This is a genomic window from Thioclava dalianensis, assembly GCF_000715505.1.
GTDB classification, from domain to species: domain Bacteria; phylum Pseudomonadota; class Alphaproteobacteria; order Rhodobacterales; family Rhodobacteraceae; genus Thioclava; species Thioclava dalianensis.
In genome coordinates this window covers 271,276-292,937 of sequence record NZ_JHEH01000001.1, presented here as the reverse complement: position 1 = coordinate 292,937, position 21,662 = coordinate 271,276, and the positions used below count along the sequence as shown (strand labels likewise).

At 62.1% G+C, this 21,662-nt stretch carries 21 protein-coding genes and 1 tRNA gene; 13 read left to right on the top strand and 9 right to left on the bottom strand.

Features of this window, described 5'->3' with window-relative positions:
• Positions 1–71: 71 nt before the first annotated feature.
• The 3 genes from DL1_RS01480 to DL1_RS01470 are packed head-to-tail and all read right to left on the bottom strand — an operon-like array spanning position 72 to position 2,336.
• On the bottom strand, positions 72–839 hold the full coding sequence (locus DL1_RS01480) for an amino acid ABC transporter ATP-binding protein (RefSeq protein WP_038061344.1): 768 nt from the start codon (positions 837–839) through the stop codon (positions 72–74).
• On the bottom strand, positions 836–1,516 hold the full coding sequence (locus DL1_RS01475; protein WP_143081700.1) for an amino acid ABC transporter permease: 681 nt from the start codon (positions 1,514–1,516) through the stop codon (positions 836–838). The genes DL1_RS01480 and DL1_RS01475 overlap by 4 nt, the downstream gene beginning before the upstream one ends.
• Before the next feature lie 49 nt (positions 1,517–1,565).
• Complete coding sequence (locus tag DL1_RS01470; protein WP_038061340.1) at positions 1,566–2,336, bottom strand: amino acid ABC transporter substrate-binding protein; 771 nt, start codon at positions 2,334–2,336, stop codon at positions 1,566–1,568.
• Between the two features lie 595 nt (positions 2,337–2,931).
• Here DL1_RS01470 and DL1_RS01465 point away from each other — a divergent pair.
• The 8 genes from DL1_RS01465 (at position 2,932) to DL1_RS01430 (ending at position 10,627) form a co-directional block, all read left to right on the top strand.
• A complete protein-coding gene (locus tag DL1_RS01465; protein WP_038061337.1) occupies positions 2,932–3,714 on the top strand; it encodes a serine acetyltransferase domain-containing protein in 783 nt (260 codons plus the stop codon).
• Complete coding sequence (locus DL1_RS01460) at positions 3,711–4,604, top strand: VOC family protein (RefSeq protein ID WP_038061334.1); 894 nt, start codon at positions 3,711–3,713, stop codon at positions 4,602–4,604. Before DL1_RS01465 ends, DL1_RS01460 begins: the two co-directional genes overlap by 4 nt.
• Before the next feature lie 9 nt (positions 4,605–4,613).
• Positions 4,614–5,753, top strand: coding sequence for an amidohydrolase (locus tag DL1_RS01455; RefSeq protein ID WP_038061331.1), 1,140 nt, complete (start codon positions 4,614–4,616; stop codon positions 5,751–5,753).
• On the top strand, positions 5,753–6,661 hold the full coding sequence (locus tag DL1_RS01450; protein WP_038061328.1) for a LysR family transcriptional regulator: 909 nt from the start codon (positions 5,753–5,755) through the stop codon (positions 6,659–6,661). Before DL1_RS01455 ends, DL1_RS01450 begins: the two co-directional genes overlap by 1 nt.
• Positions 6,662–6,685: 24 nt before the next feature.
• Entirely contained in the window at positions 6,686–7,690 is a 1,005-nt protein-coding gene (locus DL1_RS01445; protein ID WP_345938823.1) for an NAD(P)-dependent oxidoreductase, read from the top strand.
• Positions 7,690–9,225 carry an aldehyde dehydrogenase family protein gene (locus tag DL1_RS01440; RefSeq protein WP_038061322.1) on the top strand — a complete coding sequence of 512 codons (1,536 nt, stop codon included), beginning with the start codon at positions 7,690–7,692 and terminating at the stop codon, positions 9,223–9,225. The genes DL1_RS01445 and DL1_RS01440 overlap by 1 nt, the downstream gene beginning before the upstream one ends.
• Positions 9,226–9,326: 101 nt before the next feature.
• Positions 9,327–10,148: a DUF3100 domain-containing protein gene (locus DL1_RS01435; protein ID WP_038061319.1), complete on the top strand. Its 822-nt coding sequence runs from the start codon at positions 9,327–9,329 to the stop codon at positions 10,146–10,148.
• Positions 10,149–10,150: 2 nt separating this feature from the next.
• The gene (locus tag DL1_RS01430; protein WP_038061316.1) at positions 10,151–10,627 is read left to right on the top strand and encodes a hypothetical protein; all 477 of its coding nucleotides are present in this window, start codon (positions 10,151–10,153) and stop codon (positions 10,625–10,627) included.
• 322 nt (positions 10,628–10,949) lie between these two features.
• Here DL1_RS01430 and DL1_RS01425 read toward each other — a convergent pair whose 3' ends face one another.
• On the bottom strand, positions 10,950–11,507 hold the full coding sequence (locus DL1_RS01425) for a DUF4865 family protein (protein WP_038061313.1): 558 nt from the start codon (positions 11,505–11,507) through the stop codon (positions 10,950–10,952).
• Positions 11,508–11,694: 187 nt separating this feature from the next.
• Here DL1_RS01425 and DL1_RS01420 point away from each other — a divergent pair, with 187 nt between their 5' ends.
• Positions 11,695–12,597, top strand: a complete 903-nt coding sequence (locus DL1_RS01420) for a LysR substrate-binding domain-containing protein (RefSeq protein ID WP_038061310.1) — start codon at positions 11,695–11,697, stop codon at positions 12,595–12,597.
• Between the two features lie 313 nt (positions 12,598–12,910).
• On the opposite strand, the gene DL1_RS01415 is transcribed toward DL1_RS01420, so the two are convergent.
• Positions 12,911–12,994, bottom strand: a tRNA-Leu gene (locus DL1_RS01415).
• A gap of 140 nt (positions 12,995–13,134) precedes the next feature.
• Between DL1_RS01415 and DL1_RS01410 the strand changes: the two genes are divergently transcribed.
• On the top strand, positions 13,135–13,647 hold the full coding sequence (locus DL1_RS01410) for a Hint domain-containing protein (protein WP_081856219.1): 513 nt from the start codon (positions 13,135–13,137) through the stop codon (positions 13,645–13,647).
• 50 nt (positions 13,648–13,697) lie between these two features.
• Here the strand turns inward: DL1_RS01410 and DL1_RS01405 are convergent, their stop codons facing one another.
• Complete coding sequence (locus DL1_RS01405; RefSeq protein WP_038061308.1) at positions 13,698–14,561, bottom strand: NAD(P)H-hydrate dehydratase; 864 nt, start codon at positions 14,559–14,561, stop codon at positions 13,698–13,700.
• Positions 14,562–14,893: 332 nt separating this feature from the next.
• Here DL1_RS01405 and DL1_RS01400 point away from each other — a divergent pair, with 332 nt between their 5' ends.
• The 3 genes from DL1_RS01400 to DL1_RS01390 all read left to right on the top strand — a co-directional run bounded on the left by DL1_RS01400 (position 14,894) and on the right by DL1_RS01390 (position 17,650).
• Positions 14,894–15,232, top strand: a complete 339-nt coding sequence (locus tag DL1_RS01400; RefSeq protein ID WP_038061305.1) for a P-II family nitrogen regulator — start codon at positions 14,894–14,896, stop codon at positions 15,230–15,232.
• A 75-nt stretch (positions 15,233–15,307) separates the two neighbouring features.
• On the top strand, positions 15,308–16,717 hold the full coding sequence (glnA, locus tag DL1_RS01395) for a type I glutamate--ammonia ligase (protein WP_038061302.1): 1,410 nt from the start codon (positions 15,308–15,310) through the stop codon (positions 16,715–16,717).
• A 474-nt stretch (positions 16,718–17,191) separates the two neighbouring features.
• Positions 17,192–17,650, top strand: a complete 459-nt coding sequence (locus DL1_RS01390) for a GNAT family N-acetyltransferase (protein ID WP_038061300.1) — start codon at positions 17,192–17,194, stop codon at positions 17,648–17,650.
• Between the two features lie 175 nt (positions 17,651–17,825).
• On the opposite strand, the gene DL1_RS01385 is transcribed toward DL1_RS01390, so the two are convergent.
• The 3 genes from DL1_RS01385 to DL1_RS01375 are packed head-to-tail and all read right to left on the bottom strand — an operon-like array spanning position 17,826 to position 21,624.
• Positions 17,826–18,797 carry an ABC transporter ATP-binding protein gene (locus DL1_RS01385; RefSeq protein WP_038061298.1) on the bottom strand — a complete coding sequence of 324 codons (972 nt, stop codon included), beginning with the start codon at positions 18,795–18,797 and terminating at the stop codon, positions 17,826–17,828.
• The gene (locus DL1_RS01380) at positions 18,794–20,680 is read right to left on the bottom strand and encodes a dipeptide/oligopeptide/nickel ABC transporter permease/ATP-binding protein (RefSeq protein ID WP_038061295.1); all 1,887 of its coding nucleotides are present in this window, start codon (positions 20,678–20,680) and stop codon (positions 18,794–18,796) included. Before DL1_RS01380 ends, DL1_RS01385 begins: the two co-directional genes overlap by 4 nt.
• Positions 20,677–21,624, bottom strand: a complete 948-nt coding sequence (locus DL1_RS01375) for an ABC transporter permease (protein WP_038061292.1) — start codon at positions 21,622–21,624, stop codon at positions 20,677–20,679. Before DL1_RS01375 ends, DL1_RS01380 begins: the two co-directional genes overlap by 4 nt.
• Positions 21,625–21,662 lie beyond the last annotated feature (38 nt).

Here is a 21,662-nt window from a genome sequence, read left to right as displayed (position 1 = left end):
CGCAGCCGTAATCTCGTCCGTCCGCGCAAGCTTGAGGCCACGCGCGCGGCGCGGCCTCGTGGCGCGAGCGTTCAGGCGCTCTGGTCGGTCTCGCCTGCGGATTTCAGCGTGGCGATGAAGCGTGCCGTGCGCTCGCGCTCAGGCGCGTCGAACACCTGCCGCGCGGGGCCGGTCTCAACCACCTGACCGCCATCGAGCACAATCACCGTCTGCGCGATCTGCGAGGCGAGCCGCAGATCATGCGTGGCCATCACCATCGTTGTGCCTTCGCGAGCCAGCTGGGCCAGCACGTCCACGACTTCGGCGGCGAGCTCCGGGTCGAGCGCAGAGGTCGGCTCGTCGCAGAGCAGCACGCGCGGCGAGGGCGCCAGCGCGCGCGCAATCGCGATGCGCTGCTGCTGCCCGCCCGACAGCGTCGCGGGCCAGGCATCGGCCTTATGCGCCATGCCGACCTTTTCGAGCAAAGCAACGGCGCGTGCGCGGGCTTTCTCTCGCGGCCAGCGCAGCACGGTGATCAGCCCCTCCATCACATTCTCGATCGCGGTGCGATGCGGGAAAAGCTGGAAATTCTGGAATACCATGCCGGTTTGCTGGCGGATCATCTGCGTCTCGGCGCGCGACAGCCGTCCGCGCTCGGAGAAGGTCACGGACGCCTCGCCAATGCGCAGCGTGCCGCCTGAGGGCGTCTCAAGCAGGTTGATGCAGCGCAAAAGCGTGCTCTTGCCGCCGCCCGACGGACCGATCAGCGCAGTGACCGAGCCTTCCGGCATCGACAGCGACACATCGGAGAGCACTGTGTTGTCGCCAAATCGCTTGGTGATATTGGAAAGCGCAATCATGAGCGGTCCTCCAGAAAGCCGCCATATTGGCCGAGGCGTTTTTCCAGACGCGACTGCAGCGCGGTCAGGACCGAGCAGAGCGCGAGGTAGATCAACGCCGCCTCGACATAGAGAACGAGCGGTTCATAGGTGGTGGCCACGATCCGTTGCGCGGCCTGAAACAGCTCCGGCACGGTGATCGCGGCGGCCAGCGATGTGTCTTTGACAAGCGAGATGAAGCTGTTGGAGAGCGGCGGCACGGCCACCCGCGCGGCCTGCGGCACGATGGTGCGCCACATCGCCTGACGCCAGCTCATCCCGATCGAGTAAGAGGCCTCCCATTGCCCCTTGGGCACCGATGAGATCACCGCGCGCAGGATCTCGGAAGTATAGGCCCCGACATTGAGCGTGAACCCGATCAACCCCGCCACGAACGCGTCCAAGGTGATTCCAAGGCTCGGCAGCCCGTAGAAGATCAAAAACAGCTGCACCAGCAGCGGTGTGCCCCGGATCACCCAGACATAAAAGCGCACGATCCACGCCAGCGGGCGCGGCCCGAACAGTCGGATGATGGCGCAAAGCAGCCCGAGCGCGAGCCCCAGCGTGAAGGTGATAAGGGTAAGGGGGATCGTGAAGCTCACCGTCGCATGCAACAGCGGCGCAAGCGAACTCCACATCAAGGGCAGCCAGTCGGACACGCGAGATCCTTTCTGCAAACCGGGGGGCCAAGCCCCCCCGATGCATGTGTTATTTGGAGACGTCTTCGCCGAAATATTTCTGCGAGATCTTCAGGTAAGTGCCATCCGCCTTCATCTCGTCCAGCGCGGTGTTGATCGCGGCGAGCAGTTTGGGCTGGTTCTTGGCGATGATGACGCCGGAATAATCCGCGTTCGGCAGGGTCGCGACCAGTTTCACCGGGGCGTTGGGTTTGTGCTTCTTGAAATCGAGATAGGAGAGGCTGTCATTCACCGTCGCATCCGCGCGGTGCTGGATCACCAGCGCGATCGACTGGGCAAACCCGTCCGTGCCGATCAGATCGGCGCCGTTATCCTTGGCGATCTGGCCGAAATTGCTCGAGAGCGATTGCGCGGCGGTCTTGCCTTTGAGATCGGCAAAGCTCTTGATCGTGTCATCATCGCTGCGCACGATCAGCGCGGCTTTCGAGGCGATATAGGGCTCGGAGAAGTCATATTTCTTCTTGCGTGCGTCGGTGATGCCCACTTCGTTGATCACGGCGTCATAGCGGTCGGCATCGATGCCCGCGATCAGACCGTCCCAGCGGCCCTCCAGAAACTCGACCTTGACGCCCAGCTTAGCAGCAATCGCGCGGGCGATATCGACGTCAAAGCCGGTCAGATTGCCCGAGGCATCGTGATAGGTGAAGGGCGGGTAGGTGCCTTCGGTGCCAACGCGGAACACGCCAGCTTTCTGGATCTCAGCAAGAGTTGCTGCCTGCGCGGCACCGGCTCCGAATGCGGCGAGAGTGGCGATGGCAATGAGCGTGCGAACAGGTTTCATCCGAGCGACCTTTATGATGAGGGAAAGCGCCGATCCAAAGGGATAAGGCGCGACTGGCCCTGTATTTAGCGATTTGCGACGAAATGTCGATTGCCTGGTCAAAATTGCGTTTAAATCAGGAACCTATTTTTTCGTGAGGCACAGCTTCGGAACGAAGATCACGACAGGCCAAGCCGCATGGGCAGGTTTTCCAACGTAGCTGACCGATCTTGACGCGATGCGCGCGAATATGACGGCGCGCCTGCGATCGCGGCGCCGCACAGGCGTGGTGAAATCAAGAGGGTACGGGGGAACGGATACGTCCCTCACGCCAAAGATGCCGGTCCCTAAATTCGGTGATTGTCTAATAAATTCGATGTTTTCAGGCGGAGAGATGCGCGGAGCGGCCACGCGGCCACACAGAATGCAACTCACATGGCGTCTTGAGGACTCTGGGTCCGCATACTCTGGCGTCGGCTTGCGCCGCGGAAATCGGATGCGAGGTTTGCGCTTTGGTGGCGTTCTTGTCTGGGCAACACGGAGGTGCCGAATGCTGTCTTGTGCAGATCACCTTTGTCAGTGCAGGCTAGGCGAACAAGCATCGCTTGAGGATCAAATGAGCCCCCATCCCCTAGCCTCGACACTATTGCCAGATACGCGCGCGTTATTTGCGGGCGAGCCCACCTTGTCGGAACTGTTCGGCTATGATCCGGCTCAGAGTTGCGAGCTTTCGCACCTCTTTGCTGCGGTGCTGGCATCTCTGCTGCCTGAGGGGCGCGCCCGCTCTCAGGTCCTTGCGATTGCGTCCGAGGTCTTCGAGCGTGACCCAGAGGCTCTGGAGGCTGCGCTTAATGATCTCTTGGCAACAACCGCGCGTGACGCGGCTCCGGGGGGCGCGGCAGAGGTCTTGCATTTTGCTCATGGATATCACGCTCTTCTATCCTATCGATTGACGCGCTCGCTTTGGCTGGCCGGGCGCGATAGCTTGGCCCTTGCAATCAAGAGCCAGTTCACCCGCGCGCTTTCGGTTGAGATCTGGCCGCAGGCACAGATCGGGCATGGGGTATGGCTTGATCACGGATTAGGGATCGTTATCGGCCAGACGGCGGTGATCGAGGACGATGTGAGCCTCTGGCATGGCGTGACGCTGGGATCGAATTTCGTCGATATGGGCGCGGCGCGTCATCCGGTGCTGCGCAAGGGCTCGGTCGTGGGTGCGGGCGCTGTGATACTTGGCCCGGTCGAGGTGGGGGCTGGCGCAACCATCGCCGCCGGGGCCATCGTGACGTGCGATGTGCCGCCGGGACATGTCATGACCGCACCACGCGCCACCGAGCGCGCAGCCGGGCGGTTTGGTGGTTTCGTGGCGTTGCAGGCTTTGAAACGGGGCCCAAAATGAAATCACTTGGTATCGACCACCCGCTCGTTTGCGTCCGCGATCTGGACAGGGCGCGCGAGACCTACATGTCTCTGGGCTTTCTGATGAAACCGCCGGGGCTTCACCCCTGGGGAACCTCGACCGCGCTGGTGATTTTTCGCGATCAACTGCTGGAGCTGGTAGGCGTGGGGGATGAAGCGCTGCTTGACACTTATCCGGCGGGCCGCTTTCTGTTTGGTCGCCACATACAGCGCTGGCTGAGCGAGCGCGAAGGCGTGCCCCTTTCGGCGCTCAACTCATCAGATGCCGATGCGGATGAGGCGGCGGTGATCGCGCGCGGTGGCCGATGTGAGGGCACCATCGAATTTGGCCGAAACGTCGTGCGCGACGACGGCACGCCCGATCGCACCAGCACCACGCTCAAGATATTCACCCGTGACGGGCTGCCGCGCCTGAGCATGTTCGCCTGCCAGCAACATCGCCGCGACCTGATCGAGTTTCCCGCCTGGATGGATCACCCCAACAGCGCCTTTGGCTTTGCCTCAGCGACGATCTTGGCCGAGCCCGCCGATCAGCCCGCCGTGCGCGACTGGCTGGCAACGCTGCACGGGGCAGATGCGCTCCGTGATACCGATTGGGGTTTCACCGCTCGAACCGGAAATGGCGTGTGGCAGGTGGTCAGCCGTGCCACCGCGCCCGCGTTGTTTGGCCCGCTGCCGAGCGATCTGGCCTGTGATGGCGCGCCCTCGGTGATTTCGCTCGATATCAAGTGCCGTGACCTGTCTGCCTTGCGTCCCTTCATCGAAAAGAGCGCGTTTGCCTGCCGCGCGCTCGACGATACGCTGGTTCTGACCGAAATTGCGCGGCTTGGAGGCGTCTTGCTGCGCTTTCGCGAGACCAACGACGACTGAGAGGATACGATGTTTGACAAGAGCCATATCGACGAAGCGATCGCCTGGCGTCACGACCTGCATCGCCACCCCGAGTTGGGCTTTGAGGAGCACCGCACGTCTGAGATCATCTCGGGGCTGCTGAGCGGTTGGGGGTGGCGTGTGCATCGCGGTTTGGCGGGCACGGGCGTAGTCGCGCAGATGGGCCAAGGGGCCCCGGTGATCGGGTTGCGCGCCGATATCGACGCTTTGCCGATTGCCGAGGCGACGGGGCTGGCTTACGCCTCGACGACGCCCGGCAAGATGCATGCTTGCGGCCATGATGGACACACGGCGATGCTGCTTCTGGCCGCGCGCCAGATCGCGCAAGAAGGCGTAGGGACGGGCACGGTGACACTGATCTTCCAGCCCGCCGAGGAAAACGATGGCGGCGCGCGGGTGATGATCGAGGACGGGCTGTTTCGCAAATTCCCGATGGATCAGGTTTTTGGCATTCACAACTGGCCGGGGCTCGCGCCGGGGCGTTTCGTGGCGCGCGATGACAAGATGATGGCGGCCTTTGCCGTCTTCGAGATCGAGGTGACCGGGCGGGGTGGCCATGGCGCGATGCCCGAGCAATCGGACGGGGTGATCGCGGCGGTGACGGCGATGGCCGGGGCGCTGCAGGAAATTCCGGCCCGCGCGCTGTCTCCGCTCGAGCCCGGCGTGGTTTCGGTTACGCAGATCCATTCCGGCTCGGCCTGGAATGTCTGTCCAGATCGCGCCCTTCTGCGCGGCACGACGCGCTGGTTCGATGCCGCAGCCGGTGACATCATCGAAGACCGCCTGAGCCGGATTGCCCGTTCATTTGCCGAGGCGCAGGGGTGCAGCGCCCGCGTCGATTATCAGCGCCGCTACCCGGCCACGATCAACACCGCGCCGCAAGCCGCGCTTGCACGCGAGGTGGCCGCGGCGATGGGCCTCGATACCACGCCTGTGCCCCCGAGCATGGCCGCCGAGGATTTTGCCTTTATGCTGGGCGAGGTGCCGGGGGCCTATCTCTGGCTCGGGGCGGGGCGCGCGGGCGAAAATCCGGGGCTGCACTCAGCGAAATTCGACTTCAACGACCAGGTTCTGCCGGATGGCGCGGAATTCTGGGTGCGGCTGGTGCGCCGCTGTTTGGGGGCCTGATGGATCCCCTTGACACCCGGTTCCTGCGGGATTTTCTCGCCGTCGCGCATGAGGGCTCGATCCGGCGTGCAGCGGAGCGGCTCAATGTCGTGCCCTCGGCCATCTCGCGTAAGATCGCCGAAGCGGAGGCGCGCCTTGGCGTGATCTTGTTTGAGCGCAGCTCCAAAGGCGTGATCCTGACCGAGGCCGGTGAACTGGTGCGCGAACACGCCCAGCACCTGCATGACGAGCGGACCTATTTGCTCGATCAGATCGGCCATTACAGCGATGGCAGCAGCCAGATCGTGCGGATTGCGACAGGCGAGGGGTTCACCTCGGATCTGATGGAAAACGGCCTTCTGGAGTTGACCCATGTGCACCCGCACCTGCGTTTCATTATTGAACATGCCGGGACCGAGGAATTGCAACGCCGTGTGATCGAGGGGGAGGCGGATATCGGTATCGCCTATAACACGCTGATGACCGAGGCGACGCGCTCCCTTGCCCAGTCGCGCCAGCCGCTTTGCGGGATCGTGCCGCGCGACTCGCCCTTGGCGGGGCGCAAAAGCGTGAGCTTGGCTGAAATGCTCGCCCAACCCTTGGCGATGCTGAGTCAGGCCTACGGGATCCGCAACCTCGTCGGGCAGGCGGCGGCTGATCGCGGTCTGGCGCTGCGGGTGCAGGTCGAAACCGCGTCGATCGCACTCTTGCTGCGCTATGTCTGCGCGGGCGTTGGCGTCAGTTTCCTGCCGCGCTTTTCGGCCGCCAGTCAGGCCGAGCGCGGCGATCTGGTCGTGCTTGAGATCGAGGAAAGTTCGCTGCAGCAGGTGAACACCCATCTGATGGTGCGCGCCCGCCGTCGGTTGCCGAAATCGGTCGAAACCGTGGCCAATTTCCTGTCGGAACGCATGGTGGCGTTTCGCGACTAGGCGTTGCTCTCGACGCAACGCGATGTGCGCCAATGGGTATCTTCCTGTGATCGCCCTGACTGGGGCTATCTTGTGGCAACAGCCTCGTGGTGGGCGCCATACGATAGGAAGGCAATGACAATGGTCGCGGCAGACAGAAAAACAGTGGGGGTGATCGGCCTCGGCGCAATGGGCTTTGGAATGGCTTCCAGCCTTGTGCGGGCAGGATTCGAGGTGACGGGCTATGACCCGGCTCAGGTGGCCTGCGCACGCGCCGCTGATGCAGGGGTCACCCTCGTTTCCAGCCCTGAAGACGTGTTCGCAGCGGCCGATCTTGTTGTTTTGTCGCTCCCCACCGCATCGCATGTAGACGCCACGGTGACGCAAGCTGCGGCGGCCGGTTTGCTGGCGGACGCCGCCCCCAAAGTGGTGATCGACACCTCGACATCCGAGGCCGCCACCAGTCGCAAACTGGCGGCTATTCTGGAAGCAAAAGGGCATGGCTTTCTCGATGCGCCGGTCAGTGGCGGCGCCGCCGGGGCCGCTTCGGGGCAGCTCTCCGTAATGCTCGGGGGAGAGGAAAAATGGGTCGCATTGGCACGTCCGGCGCTTGAGGCGATGGCGGCCAAGATATTGCATGTGGGCCCCAGCGGAGCCGGCAATGTCGCAAAGCTTGTGAACAACATGCTGGTGGCCAATCATGTGATCACGACGCTTGAGGCGCTCCGCCTCTCGGAAGCGGCGGGGGTGAGTGCCGAGGAGGCGCTTACGGTGATCAATTCGGCCACCGGGCGCAGTGCAATTTCCGAGATCCATTTCCCGAACTGGGTGCTGCCGCGCAGTTTCGACAGCGGATTTTCGACCGGGCTGATGCGCAAGGATTTACGTCTGGCGCGCGAACTGGCTCTCGAGGCAGGGGTTGCGACGCCGATGGCCAATCTGGCCGCGACGCTTTGGGCCGAGACGAATTCGGGTCTGAGCGACACAGATGATTTCACTCTGATGGGCGATCCGCAGCTGGACCGCCTGAGCCGTAAGGAGACCCACTGATGGCCAAGGATATGATCGATACCGCAAGCCGGGTGGCAGAGTTGCTGACCGAGCTGACGGGCGCACCCGATGTGCAATCTTGGGTCGGTGGCGCGTTGGTGCCCGGCACCGGTCGCGCGCTGGAGCTGACCGACCCGGCAACGGGACGTGTCTTTGCACGCTACCGCGACGCGGGGGCCGAGGTGGTAGAGCGCGCGGCGCAGGCCGCAAAAGCGGCGCAAAAGGAGTGGTTTGCCAAGACTGCCTCAGAAAGAGGCCGCGTCATGTTCGAGATCGGGCGCATAATCCGCGCTCATGCCGCAGCTCTGTCGGAACTGGAGGCGCTTTCGTCGGGTCGTCCGATCCGTGACACCGGCGGCGAACCCGCACGGATGGCGGAGATGTTCGAATATTACGCGGGCTGGTGTGACAAGATCTCCGGCGATGTCATCCCGGTCCCCTCGACCCATCTCAACTATACGCGTCACGAGCCGCTGGGCGTTGTCGCCCAGATCACGCCTTGGAACGCACCGCTTTTCACCTGTTGCTGGCAAGTCGCCCCGGCGATTTGTGCGGGCAACGCGGTGATGATCAAGCCGTCCGAACTGACGCCGCTCAGCTCCGTCGTGATCGGGATTTTGTGCGAAAAGGCGGGCGCGCCGAAAGGCTTGGTGAATGTGATCGCGGGCGACGGGCCAAGCTCGGGTCAGGCGATGATCGAGAACAGCGAAACCGCCTTGGTGGTCTTTGTCGGCTCTGCGCAAGCTGGAAGCGTGATCGCGGGGGCGGCGGCAAAACGCCTGATCCCGTCCGTACTCGAACTGGGCGGAAAATCGGCGAATATCGTGTTTGACGATGCCGATATCGACCGGGCGGTGATCGGCGCTCAGGCCGCGATCTTTGCGTCTTGCGGGCAAAGCTGTGTTGCAGGCGCGCGTCTGCTGGTGCACCGCTCGGTGCAGGCCGAAATCGTCGAGAAGCTTGCAACCGCCGCTGCGCGCATCCCTGTGGGGGCGCCGATGGACCCGGCCACTCAGGTCGGCCCGGTCAACAACCTGCGCCAATGGTCCAAGATCGACGCGATGGTGCAGGAGGCGGTGGCTCAAGGCGCAACGATCGCCAGCGGCGGGGCAAAACCGGAGGCGCTGGCTGAGACCGGCGGCTTTTTCTACGCCCCGACCGTTATCGACGCGGTTGCGCCGTCGATGACTATCGCGACCGAGGAAGTGTTCGGCCCGGTCGTGTCGGTCCTTGCCTTCGATGAGGAGGACGAAGCGATTGCGCTGGCAAACGCCACGCCCTACGGGCTGGCCGGCGCGGTTTGGACGCGTGATGTGGGACGCGCGCATCGCATGGCCGCGCAGGTCCGTGCGGGCACGTTCTGGGTCAACAGCTACAAGACGATCAATGTCATGTCGCCCTTCGGTGGCTTTGGCCGCTCGGGGTATGGCCGCTCGTCAGGGCGCGAGGCCCTTGCCGCTTACACGCAAACGAAATCGGTCTGGGTCGAAACCGCTGAAAACCCCGCTCAGGGCTTTGGCTACGCACCAGGTTGACGACTGCGACTGCGTCAGGGGCAGAGCGCGCAATGTCCCTTACGCAACAAGGACCGCCCTCACAAAGAAGGGCGCAAGGAAACCAACAGAGAGGTTTAACCATGTATGTGAAAGAAATTCTGCTGGATTGGCGGCTGCATCTGAGCACGCTGGCAATCACAGTGATCGCCGAGGCAATCGGTGTCATCAAGGTGCCGATCGGGATCGGGGCGATCTTGCTGTTGCCGCTGCTTTATGCGTTCGTGATGGGATTGTTGATCAACCCCAACGTGATCCGCGCGGCCAAGGTCTGGATCAAGCCCAGCGACGTCAAGGCGGCCTCGCCGATGATCGTGATCGCAATCATGCCCTTCATCGCGAAATTCGGTACGATCATCGGCCCCTCGATGCGGACCATCATCGATGCCGGCCCCGCGCTGATCCTACAGGAGCTGGGCAATCTCGGCACGGTTATCCTTGCGTTCCCGGTCGCCGTGTTGGCGCTGGGGATGGGGCGGGAATCGATCGGTGCCTGTTTCTCGGTCGCCCGTGAACCCAACATCGCGATCATCGCTGACAAATATGGCCTCAAAAGCCAGGAGGGCGCCGGCGTGATGGGCGTCTACGTGATTGGCACGCTGTTTGGCACTTTTGTTTTCGCGATCCTTGCCTCGATCTTTGCCACCACCGGATTGTTCTCGGTTGAGGCACTGGCCATGGCATGTGGCATTGGCTCTGGCTCGATGATGGCGGCCTGTTCGGGGGCGCTGGTCAGTGCCGTGCCCGAAATGAAGGAACAGATCCTGGCTCTTGCTGGCGCCAGCAATGTGCTGACCTATGCGACGGGAATGTATCTGTGTGTCTTCGTGGCGTTGCCGATGACCGAAAAACTGTATGACTGGCTGGGTCCGAAAAGCACCCCGGCTCCGAGCGCGGGAGAGTGAGCATGAGCGATACGCAAACTTTTGAGGATCCGACCGAAGAAGCCAAGTTCGGTCTTGGGGCGCATGCCGCGGCGCTGGTTGTCGTTTGCATCGTGGCGCTGGTGGGAAATACGGTGGCCACCGAAAACAGCGTGCCGCAGGGCCTTGTCGGGCTGATCGTTCTTTGGGGGCTCTGCATGGTGGGGCTCGTGCTGACTGCGGTCGTACCGTTCAAACTGCCCTCTGTGGCTTGGATTTCACTGGTTGGAATCGTCGCGACCTTGCCTTGGACGCCGGGCAGCGCTTGGGTCGTCGAGACGGTAAGCCATGTAAACTTCCTGACCTTGGCGACGCCGTGCTTGGCCTATGCCGGGATCGCGATTGCCAAGCGCGAAATCGCAATTGCCAAAACTTCGGGCTGGAAGATCGCGGTCGTCGCAGTTCTCGTGATGACCGGGACCTATGTCGGCTCGGCCATAGTGGCGCAGCTCTTCCTGTGAGTTGAGCGAAATTTCTTCGTGAGGGCGGTGATGTGAATCGCCGCCCTTATGTGTGTTCCCGCCCCTCCAAGAGACAAATACGAGATACGCCAGATCTGCAGATGAGCGCATTGCGGGACGCTTGGATTTGAACACGCGGGCCCGGATTTTGGGGGCATTCCCACCACACCGGCCGCAACCTCGTCTTACGGCAAATATTTGAGCGCAAGAGACGCGCGCTCTGAAACCGAACGCCACCGGTTTTTCGAGGCTCTCCGCACAGGCGATCGACCTCCGTTGAGAGCGGATGCCTCTGACGTCTCGCTTTTGTTCGCCAGAGCTCTCACCTCGGTTGAGAGACGTGACCCACCGTGTAGATTTGTGCGACCTCCGCGGCGACGGGCACCTTCGGCCAGAGGCTGAACAGCAACTGACGCCAAGCGGTTGGATCGAAGCCGACAATTGCCGCCAGCGCACCCGCCTGCATGGCGGACTGCGCCTTTGCGTCCGCCCGCTCGCGCAGTTCAGCCAGATTGGCGTAGGGCGCAATCGTCTCGATCGTGCGGATGGCATAGCGCGCAGCGCTCAGGTCAGGACCGAGTTTCGTCTGCCAGATCAGCCATGTCTGCACGGATGGCCAGCCGAAATCCCGCGTGAGTGTTTCAAAGCCAGCGCCGCTGAGAAAACTGTCGATGCCCTCCGGCTCGTCCCAGAGATAGAAGGGGGCGTAAAGGTTTTCGGCGCTTGTTAGGTCAGCGTCCTCCTTTTTCGCCGAAAGATAGGCCTTGAATCGCAGACGCGGAAAGCCGTCGAGCATCGGGCCTTTGTCACGGATGCGCCGATCAATGATCGCCATGTCGTAGTCGGCCGGCAGGGTGAAGCTGTATTGCATCGCGATCATTGCCGAGCTCTTTCCTGTTGGTCTGGGCCGAACCATTCGACCGCCTTGCCGGTCAATAGGGAAATTCGCGTGAAAGGCATGTTTGTGCTCCCTCAAAATTCATTGACAGGCACAGTATGACGCGGCACGATCGTGCTGATAATCAGATTATTTGGGATTAAATATCCTGCTTTTTGGGATGGTTTCGATGCGCCCGACCAATCTCGACATGGATGCCCTGCGCAGCTTCATGATCGGCATCGAGGCCGGCTCCTTTGCGCAGGCGGCAGACCGGCTGGGTCGCTCGACATCCGCGATCAGCGCGCAGCTGAAAAAACTGGAAGATCAGACGGGCACGGCATTGGTGCGCAGATCGGGGCGCGGTCTGGCGCTGACGGATGGTGGGGAGGCGCTTCTCTCTTATGCCCGGCGGATTTTGAGCCTCAATGACGAAGCGGTCAGCGCCGTTCAATGTCCGAACCTCGAAGGTTGGGTTCGTCTCGGCGTTCAGGAGGATTTCGGCGAAACCCTCTTGTCACATGTGCTGGGACGCTTTGCGCGGGCGCATCCCAAGGTGCGGATCGAGGGCCGCATTGGCCGGAATGTGGAACTGAAGGAAAAGATCGCGTCGGGTCAGCTTGATCTCGCGCTTGCCTGGGACGATGGCACAGCAACGGATGCCGAAAGGATCGCCTCTCTGCCGCTTTGTTGGCTTGGTCCCGCAGAAGAGGACCCGTTGTGGCACGCGAGTGGTGGCGAGCCACTGCCGCTTGCCGTCCTGGAAGCGCCCTGTCTGCTTCGCACGCTTGCATGCACCCATCTCGATCGCGCTGGCATCGCTTGGCGCATTGCCTTCGTCAGCCCGAGTCTGGCTGGGCTATGGGCGGCAACCTCGGCGGGCCTGGGCGTAGCGCTTCGCACGCCGTTTGGCTGCCCGTCTGGTGTGCAGGTCTTGGAGACTGGTCAGCACAATCTGCCCCGCCTGCCTTCGCTCGGTCTCAGCCTTCTAGGCTCCGGCACGCCCGATAATGAAATCAGCACACATCTCGCGACAATCATTCGGCAGGCATTGCGCAATAGTTTGCCTGAGGCATGGGTGTCGGGGTCGTAACCTAAGCGGACCCGGACAAGTCAATCAAAGAGAGAATCGTTAGAGTTCAATTTCTTACAAGGCCATGGCGCGCCGCGGCGCAACCGATCCGGGCATTCGCGCGTCGCGAGGTCCGCCTCTCGGGCTGACGTTTCTCGCCCTTGGCGCTCTTTCGCTTTCGGTATTGCCTGAAATATACGGTGCGCTTGGCTGCAGTGTAGCAATCGCGATCCTGGCGCCTGGGTCGAAATGCGCGGAATTCGCGCCGTCACTCGCCACACCGGGCCTGCGATGGCAGGGAAATATGATGAAAATTTTCGCCGCGAAATCAAGATGGTGCGGGTGAAGGGACTCGAACCCCCACGCCAAAGGCGCCAGAACCTAAATCTGGTGCGTCTACCAGTTCCGCCACACCCGCATGCGGGGCGTAATAGCAACAGCTTTGCGCGGAGGGAAGAGGGTACGCGATTTTTCGCTCGCATCTCCCGGTGGCTGGCGGCAAACTTTTCTCAAAGGCGCAAAAGACGCCATGATTTGAGGCATTAGGGCAGGTGCACCATGGATAAATCCAGTGGGGGTAGCGGGGCGTCGACCCTGTTGCAGGAGTTGATCGAAAGGGATCACACGCGCGACATGGCGTGTCACGCTGTGCAAGGTGTGGTCTCGCAAGGCGCACGCATCTACACGCTGGACGGTGTCTTGCCAGTCGAATTTCTCGGACCCGGAGATCGGATCGTCACGCGCTCGGGTGCGCGCGTGCTACGAGAGCTTCGCTATGTTGATTACGTCGGGCCGCTCATCCACGTGGCACCCGGTGCGCTGGGGCATGATCGCCCGGGCGCGCCCTTGCTGATGCATCCGGAGGCCCGTTTGCTGCTGCGTGACTGGCGCTGCGAGGTGATCTACGGGGCTAAAGAAGCGCTTGTGCAGGCGAGCGCTCTGGTCGATGGGCAATATGTGACCTCGATGCAGGGCCGCGCGCGCCTGTTCCATCTCACATTTGACACGCCCGAGGTGATCACCGTCGATGGTGTCGAGGTCGCGATGGCGCCGGAGACCGTGCGCGTCTGAGGACGCTGTGGCTCGCCGGAAGCCGCACGCATCCGCAGCCCGAACCCGTGCTAGGTCACGCCAATCTCGCGCAACAGCCGGGGCAGATGCTCGGGGAGGTCTTCGGCGATCAGACCGGGGCCGAAGCTGCGCGCGGTGGCGGCGTGAAGCCATGTTGCGGTGCAGGCGGCCTCGAACGGGGCCATGCCGCGCGCCATCAGCCCGGTGATCAACCCTGCCAGCACATCGCCCGATCCGGCCGTTGCCAGCCAAGGTGCGGCCATGTCGCCCGTTGCATCGTGATACGCGCTTTGCCCGTCTGGCGTGGCGATATGGGTGCGCGGCCCCTTGAGTAGCACCACGCAGCCCGCGCGCTCCGCCGCGGTTTGGGTCGCAGCCTGCAAAGACAGGCGCGGCGTCTCACCCAAGGCCGCCTCTGCGATGTCGGGAAACAGCCGGGAGAATTCGCCCGGATGCGGCGTGAGCACAACATCTTGGTGAATCTGCGAGAAAATCCGCTCAGGGTCTTCGGCAAAGGCGGTGAGCGCATCGGCGTCGAGCACGGTCGGGCGCGCGCCCCAAAGGGCCGCCGGCACCATATCGGCGGCGCGCTGGATCCCGAGGCCGGGGCCAAGGCAGAGCGCGCTGATCCGGTCGTCACGCAGCAGGCCGCGCAGCGCGTAGCTGTCGGGCAGGGGGCGTAGCATGATCGCGGTGAGCTGGGCGGCGTGCTCGGCCATCGCGGCGGGCGGTGCGACCAGCGTCACCAGCCCCGCCCCGACCCGCAACGCCGCGCGGGCGGCCAGCCGCGCCGCGCCCCCCTGACCGGGCCCACCTGAGAGCACCAGCGCATGGCCATGGCCATATTTATGCGCGCCCGGGTCTTTGGACAGCGCGGCGCGCATCGTCTCGCTCAGCGTGATCGGGCGGGTCATCGGGGGGCTCCGTCGGCTCTCAACTCGGATTTTCGGGGCAGCGTCGCATGCAAGGCTGGAGAATTGGTTAATCTCAGATAAGCCGGGGGCGCTTCAAGCGAAAGGAGAGAGCGGCGATTTTGGGCAGATGTCGGCCCCCTCCGCTTTCGCCGCGGTGACTTCCGCCCAAAGTTTTCACAATGACTACTTATTGTGCAACATGCACAAAATAAGCGCGCGGCTTTCGGTTTCCCGGGTCATGGCTCGGTTGCGCCCGTGTCGTCGATTGCGGGCCTGTGCGGAAAGTGGTCTGAGGGGTGCGGAAACACGAACCTGACGGGGGAGTCGGCTGCATGAAAAAAGTCGAGGCGATCATCAAGCCTTTCAAACTCGATGAAGTGAAAGAAGCGCTTCAGGAAGTGGGTATCCAGGGTCTTTCGGTGATTGAGGTCAAGGGGTTCGGGCGTCAAAAGGGCCATACCGAACTGTATCGCGGTGCCGAATATGTCGTGGATTTCCTGCCCAAGGTGAAGATCGAGATGGTGCTGCCCGACGATCTCGTCGATGCCGCCATCGAGGCCATCACGCAGGCGGCGCGCACCGAGAAGATCGGCGACGGCAAGATCTTCGTGTCCCCGATGGAACAAGCCATTCGCATCCGCACCGGTGAATCCGGTGATGATGCGCTTTGAAGATTTCCCAATTGGCCCCGGACGCCCCTCTGGGCGCAGGGCCTTCCCAACGCTCAACGAAAGGGATTTGACGATATGAGCAAGGTCAAGGACGCTGTAAAGCTGATGAAGGACGAGGAGGTCGAATATGTCGACGTCCGCTTCACCGATCCGCGCGGCAAACTGCAACATGTCACGCTGATGCATACCGAAGTCGACGAAGATTTCTTCGAGGAAGGCTTCATGTTTGACGGCTCCTCGATCGCCGGCTGGAAGTCGATCGATCAGTCCGACATGAAACTGATCCCCGATCCGGCCTCGGTCTATATCGACCCCTTCTATGCCGAAAAGACGATGTGCGTGCATTGCACCGTGGTCGAGCCCGACACCGGCGAGCCCTATGACCGCGATCCGCGCGGCACCGCTGAGAAGGCAGAAGCCTATCTCAAAGCGTCGGGGATCGGCGACGAGGCCTTCTTCGGCCCCGAGGCAGAGTTCTTCCTGTTCGACGACGTCCGTTACTCGGTCGAGATGAACAAGGTCTCCTTCGAGGTCGACGCCAATGACGCGGCCTGGAACACCGATACCGCCTATGAGATGGGCAACATGGGTCACCGTCCCGGCATCAAGGGCGGCTACTTCCCGGTCAACCCGATCGACGACGCGCAGGATCTGCGCTCGGAGATGCTCTCGACGATGAAGCGCATCGGCATGAAGGTCGACAAGCATCACCACGAGGTGGCCTCGTGCCAGCACGAGCTGGGTCTGATCTTCGGGACGCTGACCAAGCAGGCCGATGACATCCAGAAATACAAATACGTGATCCACAACGTGGCCCACGCCTATGGCAAGTCGGCCACCTTCATGCCCAAGCCGATCTCGGGCGATAACGGCACCGGCATGCACGTGAACATGTCGGTCTGGAAAGACGGCAAGCCGCTCTTTGCAGGCGACAAATATGCCGATCTGAGCCAAGAGGCGCTGTATTTCATCGGCGGTATCCTGAAGCATGCGAAAACGCTCAATGCTTTCACCAACCCGTCGACCAACTCCTACAAACGCCTGATCCCGGGCTTTGAGGCACCGGTTCTGCGCGCCTATTCGGCCCGCAACCGCTCGGGCTGTGTCCGTATCCCGTGGGCGGAATCCCCCAAGGCGAAACGTGTGGAAGCCCGCTTCCCCGATCCGTCCGCCAACCCCTATCTGGCGTTCTCGGCTCTGCTCATGGCTGGCCTTGACGGCATCAAGAACAAGATCGATCCGGGCCCGTCCTCGGACAAGGATCTCTACGACCTGCCGCCCGAGGAACTGGCTGCAATCCCGACTGTCTGCGCAAGCCTGCGCGAGGCGCTCGAGAACCTCGAAGCAGATCACGATTTCCTGCTGGCCGGTGACGTGTTCACCAAGGACCAGATCAAGGGCTACCTGGCTCTGAAATGGGAAGAGGTCTATGCCTACGAGCATTGCCCGCACCCGATCGAGTACAAAATGTACTATTCCTGCTAAAAGACAGGACGAGGGACAGATCAAGAAAGGGGCGCAGCGATGCGCCCCTTTTTGTTGGGTTGGGGGGAGCGGTCGTTCCCTGCACGCCGCAGGAACGGCAGCGATGCGCAGACAGAGGACTTTGCAGAGTCGGGCCGGTTTCCCGACGGCAGACCTTCGTGTAGCGTGGGGCGAACGACGGCTCGGAGCCGATATTGTTGAAAAACTCCAGATTTACCAAAAACACGTGAAAAATTTGCCCATTGAGAGGCGGTCGGGGTTTTTGGCCAGGGGGTCGGCCAAAGCACCGGTTTAGCGATGTGAGAGGCTGCCATGGGCACGTTCTGGGCTGGTGGCGTTAACTTTGCTGGCGCAATGGAATTTGGCGGAAAATCGAGGGAGCCGAATTTTCGAGTTTTTCAACACAATCAGCCCTTCTTGCTCATAGTTGCCTGGCGGCAGTAGTATCAATTAACAAAGAATTTGGAGTGAGTGATGGGCAAGGATTTCCACATCAGGCTGGCGCAGGCTGCGGATGAAATTGCTGTTCGAGAATGTGCCGAACGTGCTTATGAACGCTACGTGGCGGCGATGGGTAAAAAGCCCGCCCCGATGGTTGCCGATTTTGCCTCGATGATCGCTTCAGGGGTTGTGCATGTCGCCGTTGAGCGGGATGCCGAAGTGCTCGGATTTATCGTCTTTTATCATATGGGTGAACACGTTCTTCTGGAAAATGTTGCGGTGCGTCCAGACGCAGAGGGGCAGGGTGTTGGCAAGCGCCTGATAGCTTTTTGCGAGGCAGAAGCAAAACGATCCAACGCAAAGTCGATCAAACTCTATACGAATGAGAAAATGATCGAAAATCTTTTTATCTACCCCCATCTTGGCTATCGAGAGACTGAACGAAAGACAGAAGACGGTTTCAATCGCGTGTTCTTCGAAAAGCCCATCTGAAGAACGGCAGGAATGTCCCAATCTTACCAGTTCGCGACCCTCACGGCGAAGGTCAGCTATCTCAAGTTCGCGACTGGGGCCTCGGGTCCGCTTCGGGCTGGAAGCCGACAAACAAACACCAAGGCTTGAGCATCTTCCCACAACGCCCCACCCACCTCTCCTTCCCGCGCCCGTCTCAGACCTGCTCAGGGGCGGGGAGGGGGTGGTAGCAGGCGACGCGTTGATCCGTGCCCATCTCCGTCAGGGGCGGGGGGGCGCTGCGGCATTGCGCGCTCGCATAGGGGCAGCGCTTTGCAAAGGCGCAGCCGGGTGGCGGGTCGAGCGGGTTGGGCAGTTCAGCCTGCCCATGCTCGGGATCCGAGAGCGGGCGGCCCACCACCGGCGCGCTATCGGCCAGCAGTTTGGTATAGGGGTGGCGCGGATGGGCGAAAATCTCCTCGGCCCGGCCTTCCTCGACCACCGAGCCGAAATAGAGCACCGCGATCCGGTCGCTGACCGCTTCGACGACTGCCAGATCGTGGCTGATGAACAGGTAGGTCAGTCCGAATTCACGCTTGAGATCGGCAAGGAGGTTGAGCACCTGCGCCTGTACCGAGACATCGAGCGCGGAGACCGGCTCGTCGAGGATCAGGATGCGCGCCTGTGCGGCCAGCGCACGGGCAATGCCGATGCGCTGCGCCTGACCGCCGGAGAATTCATGCGGGTAGCGGTCGAGGAAATCGGCGCGCAGGTTCACGCTGTCGAAAATCTCGAGAATGCGCTTTTCGCGCGCGGCGCGGTCCATCCCGTGCAAAAGTTTCAGTGGCGCATCCATGATCTGCCGGATCGTCTTGCGCGGGTTGAGGCTCGAGATCGGGTCCTGAAACACATATTGGATGCGTTTGCCGAACGCGGCGGGATCTGCGTTATCCAGTGCCGCGCCTTCGATCTCAATCGAGCCGGTGGTGGGCGGCAAAAGCCCCACCAGCATCCGCGCCAGCGTGGACTTGCCGCAGCCCGACTCGCCCACGATCCCCAGCGTCTCGCCGGTCTGGACCGAAAGCGACATCGGATGCACGGCCTTCACCGCGCCGGTCGCACCCCCGAAAAGCTTTTTGCCGACGGGAAAAGTCTTTGAAAGATCGGTGATTTGCAGGGCGGTGCTCATGCGGTTTCCTCCGCGAATCCGGGCTCGGGGAAGAGGCAGCGCACGGCGCGCGAACCGCTCCCTTCAAGCCCGATCTCGCCTTTTGTGCAGCTGTCTTGCGCCTTCAGGCAGCGATCCGCGAAGGCACAGCCTGCAGGCAGATTGTCGACTGATGGCGGCAAGCCCGGGATCGCTTCGAGCTTGCGCTTACCCTCGCCCAGTTCGGGCACGCAGGCGATCAGTCGCGATGTGTAGGGATGGGCGGGCGCGCGCAGGATCTCCATCGTCGGGCCTTCCTCGACGATCCGGCCCGCATACATCACCGCCACCCGGTCACAGAGCTGGGCCACCACGCCGAAATCATGGGTGATAAAGATGATCGCCAGTCCGCGTTCCCGCCGCAGATCAGAGAGTAACGACAGGATCTGCGCCTGCACCGTCACATCGAGCGCGGTGGTGGGTTCATCTGCGATGATCACGTCGGGATCGTTGGCCAGCGCCATTGCGATGCCGACACGTTGGCGCATACCGCCCGACATCTCATGCGGGTAGATGTCGATGCGCTCTTCCGGGTTCGGGATGCGCACGGATTTCAACAGCTCGATGGCCTTCTTACGGCCCTCGGATTTCGAGATCGCGCGGTGGCACGAGATCGCCTCAATGAGCTGATCGCCCACTTTGTAGAGCGGATGCAGCGTGGCCAGAGGGTCTTGGAAGATATAGGCGACGCGGCGGCCCCGCAGGCGGCGTAACTCGCCAAAGCGCGCGCTGAGCATGTCGCGCCCCTCAAGGCGCGCGGCCCCTGCGGTGATGATGCCGGGCGGTGAGGCCACAAGCCCCATGATCGACAGCGCCGTGACCGATTTGCCCGAGCCGCTCTCGCCAATCACCCCGAGGCATTCGCCCGGCTTTACCGAAAGTGAGACGCCGGACACCGCCTTGTAGATGCGATCCTTGACGTGGAACTGCGTGTGCAGGTCGTCAAGGCTGAGGATGGCGTCGGTCGAGGTTTCGGGCGCAGGGCGCTCCTTACGCTCCACCCGGGTTGCGGCCATGGGACGGCTCAGCGCGCCCGATTTCAGACGTGGGTCGAGAGCATCGCGCACGCCATCGCCCAGCAGGTTGATGCTCATCACGATGATCAAGATCATGATGCCGGGAATGACGGAAGTATGCGGGTTGGTGATCAGCGCCGAGCGCGCCTCGCCCAGCATGCTGCCAAGATCGGCCTGCGGCGGCTGCGAGCCGAGCCCGAGAAAGCTCAGACCCGCCGTCTCGAGGATCATCCAACCGATCGTGGTGGACATCGCGATCACGATGACCGGCACCACATTGGGCAGGATCTCGGAGAGGATGATGCGCGGGTTCGACATGCCCGCAAGCTTTGCCGCATCCACGAATTCCTTATGCGCAAGCCCTACGGTGATGCCGCGAATGTTGCGCGCGAAGAAGGGGATGTTGACGACCGAGACCGCGATCAGCGCATTCACGAGGCCGGGGCCGAGGGCGGCCACAATGGCCAGCGCCAGCAGGATATAGGGGAAGGCCATCAGCATATCGACGCCGCGCATGATGATATTGTCGGTCCGCCCGCCATAAAAACCCGCGATGATCCCGACCGCAGCGCCTGCAACGGCGGCGAAGAGGGCCGCCGCAAAGCCCACGGCCAGCGACAGCCGCGTGCCCCACAAAAGCCGCGAGAGCAGATCGCGCCCCAGCCCATCTGTGCCCAGCAGATAGCCATCCGAGAGCGGCGGCAGGAAGCGGTTGGCAGTATCCGTCGCATCCGGATCGGCCAGTGGCAAAAGCGGCGTGATCAGCGCGAGCGCGACGACCAGCCCCATCACGATCAGCCCACCCAGCGCGAGCCGGTTGCGCGCGAGAAGTTTGAAAAACGCGCTCATGTCTTGATCCTCGGGTCGAGAAGGCTTTGGGCAACATCGACGATGATGTTGAAGATGACATAGCAGCTGGCCACGAAGACCACGCCGCCCTGCACCAGCAAGATGTCGCGCTGCAAGATCGCATCGACCAGCATTCGCCCGATGCCGGGCCATTGGAAGACGATCTCGATATAGACCGCGCCGGACAGCACGAAACCCGCCTGAATGCCCAGCACCGGGATGATCGAGACCATTGCCGCGCGCAGGGCATGGCCCCAGATCACGCGGCCCTCCCGGACCCCTTTGGCGCGTGCGGTGCGGATGAAATCCTGTCGCAGCACTTCAAGCATCGCCGAGCGCGAGAGCCGCGCCACCACGCCTGTGGCCACCACCGCCAGCGCGAGCGCGGGCATCGTCAGATGGTGGATCACATCGGCCAGATCGCCCCCGCCATAGATCGCCGTCATCCCCGAGACCGGGAACCAGCGCAGATCCACCGCGAAGAAAAGGATCATCATCATGCCAAGGAAAAAAGACGGGATCGAGATACCCAGCAGCACGGCAAACGTGATCGCCTTATCGGCCAAGCCATATTGGCGCGCAGCCGAGATGACACCTGCGAGAATGCCAAAGACAGTGCAGAGCACGAAGGATGTGCCCGCAAGGATCAGCGTGTTGTTGAACCGCTCCAGCACCACGTCGATCACCGGACGGTTGAGCGAGAAGCTCTGTCCGAAATCGCCATGCAGCATGTTCCAAAGCCAGATGAAATAGCGTGCCACCAGCGGCTTATCGAGGCCCAGATCGCGGTTGATCCGCGCCACGTTGTCGGGCGTCGCATAGCTCCCGAGGATCGCGGTTGCCGGATCGCCGGGGATCATCGCCATGATCAGAAAGACGATCACCGTAATCCCAAGGATCACCGGGATCGCCAGCAATAGCCGTTTGAGGATGTAGCCGCCCATCATCCCTCCAATGGTTCGCGCGCAAGTTGAGAACAGGA

What these genes read in the sequence shown, in the direction of transcription:
- DL1_RS01450 (WP_038061328.1), top strand. Translation starts at nt 5,753, where the DNA reads ATGGATCCCCTTGACACCCGGTTCCTGCGGGATTTTCTCGCCGTCGCG.
- DL1_RS01440 (WP_038061322.1), top strand. Translation starts at nt 7,690, where the DNA reads ATGGCCAAGGATATGATCGATACCGCAAGCCGGGTGGCAGAGTTGCTG.
- DL1_RS01460 (WP_038061334.1), top strand. Translation starts at nt 3,711, where the DNA reads ATGAAATCACTTGGTATCGACCACCCGCTCGTTTGCGTCCGCGATCTG.
- DL1_RS01405 (WP_038061308.1), bottom strand. Translation starts at nt 14,561, where the DNA reads ATGACCCGCCCGATCACGCTGAGCGAGACGATGCGCGCCGCGCTGTCC.
- glnA (WP_038061302.1), top strand. Translation starts at nt 15,308, where the DNA reads ATGAGCAAGGTCAAGGACGCTGTAAAGCTGATGAAGGACGAGGAGGTC.
- DL1_RS01425 (WP_038061313.1), bottom strand. Translation starts at nt 11,507, where the DNA reads ATGATCGCGATGCAATACAGCTTCACCCTGCCGGCCGACTACGACATG.
- DL1_RS01430 (WP_038061316.1), top strand. Translation starts at nt 10,151, where the DNA reads ATGAGCGATACGCAAACTTTTGAGGATCCGACCGAAGAAGCCAAGTTC.
- DL1_RS01455 (WP_038061331.1), top strand. Translation starts at nt 4,614, where the DNA reads ATGTTTGACAAGAGCCATATCGACGAAGCGATCGCCTGGCGTCACGAC.
- DL1_RS01400 (WP_038061305.1), top strand. Translation starts at nt 14,894, where the DNA reads ATGAAAAAAGTCGAGGCGATCATCAAGCCTTTCAAACTCGATGAAGTG.
- DL1_RS01375 (WP_038061292.1), bottom strand. Translation starts at nt 21,624, where the DNA reads ATGGGCGGCTACATCCTCAAACGGCTATTGCTGGCGATCCCGGTGATC.
- DL1_RS01480 (WP_038061344.1), bottom strand. Translation starts at nt 839, where the DNA reads ATGATTGCGCTTTCCAATATCACCAAGCGATTTGGCGACAACACAGTG.
- DL1_RS01420 (WP_038061310.1), top strand. Translation starts at nt 11,695, where the DNA reads ATGCGCCCGACCAATCTCGACATGGATGCCCTGCGCAGCTTCATGATC.
- DL1_RS01435 (WP_038061319.1), top strand. Translation starts at nt 9,327, where the DNA reads ATGTATGTGAAAGAAATTCTGCTGGATTGGCGGCTGCATCTGAGCACG.
- DL1_RS01465 (WP_038061337.1), top strand. Translation starts at nt 2,932, where the DNA reads ATGAGCCCCCATCCCCTAGCCTCGACACTATTGCCAGATACGCGCGCG.
- DL1_RS01385 (WP_038061298.1), bottom strand. Translation starts at nt 18,797, where the DNA reads ATGAGCACCGCCCTGCAAATCACCGATCTTTCAAAGACTTTTCCCGTC.
- DL1_RS01470 (WP_038061340.1), bottom strand. Translation starts at nt 2,336, where the DNA reads ATGAAACCTGTTCGCACGCTCATTGCCATCGCCACTCTCGCCGCATTC.
- DL1_RS01410 (WP_081856219.1), top strand. Translation starts at nt 13,135, where the DNA reads ATGGATAAATCCAGTGGGGGTAGCGGGGCGTCGACCCTGTTGCAGGAG.
- DL1_RS01390 (WP_038061300.1), top strand. Translation starts at nt 17,192, where the DNA reads ATGGGCAAGGATTTCCACATCAGGCTGGCGCAGGCTGCGGATGAAATT.
- DL1_RS01380 (WP_038061295.1), bottom strand. Translation starts at nt 20,680, where the DNA reads ATGAGCGCGTTTTTCAAACTTCTCGCGCGCAACCGGCTCGCGCTGGGT.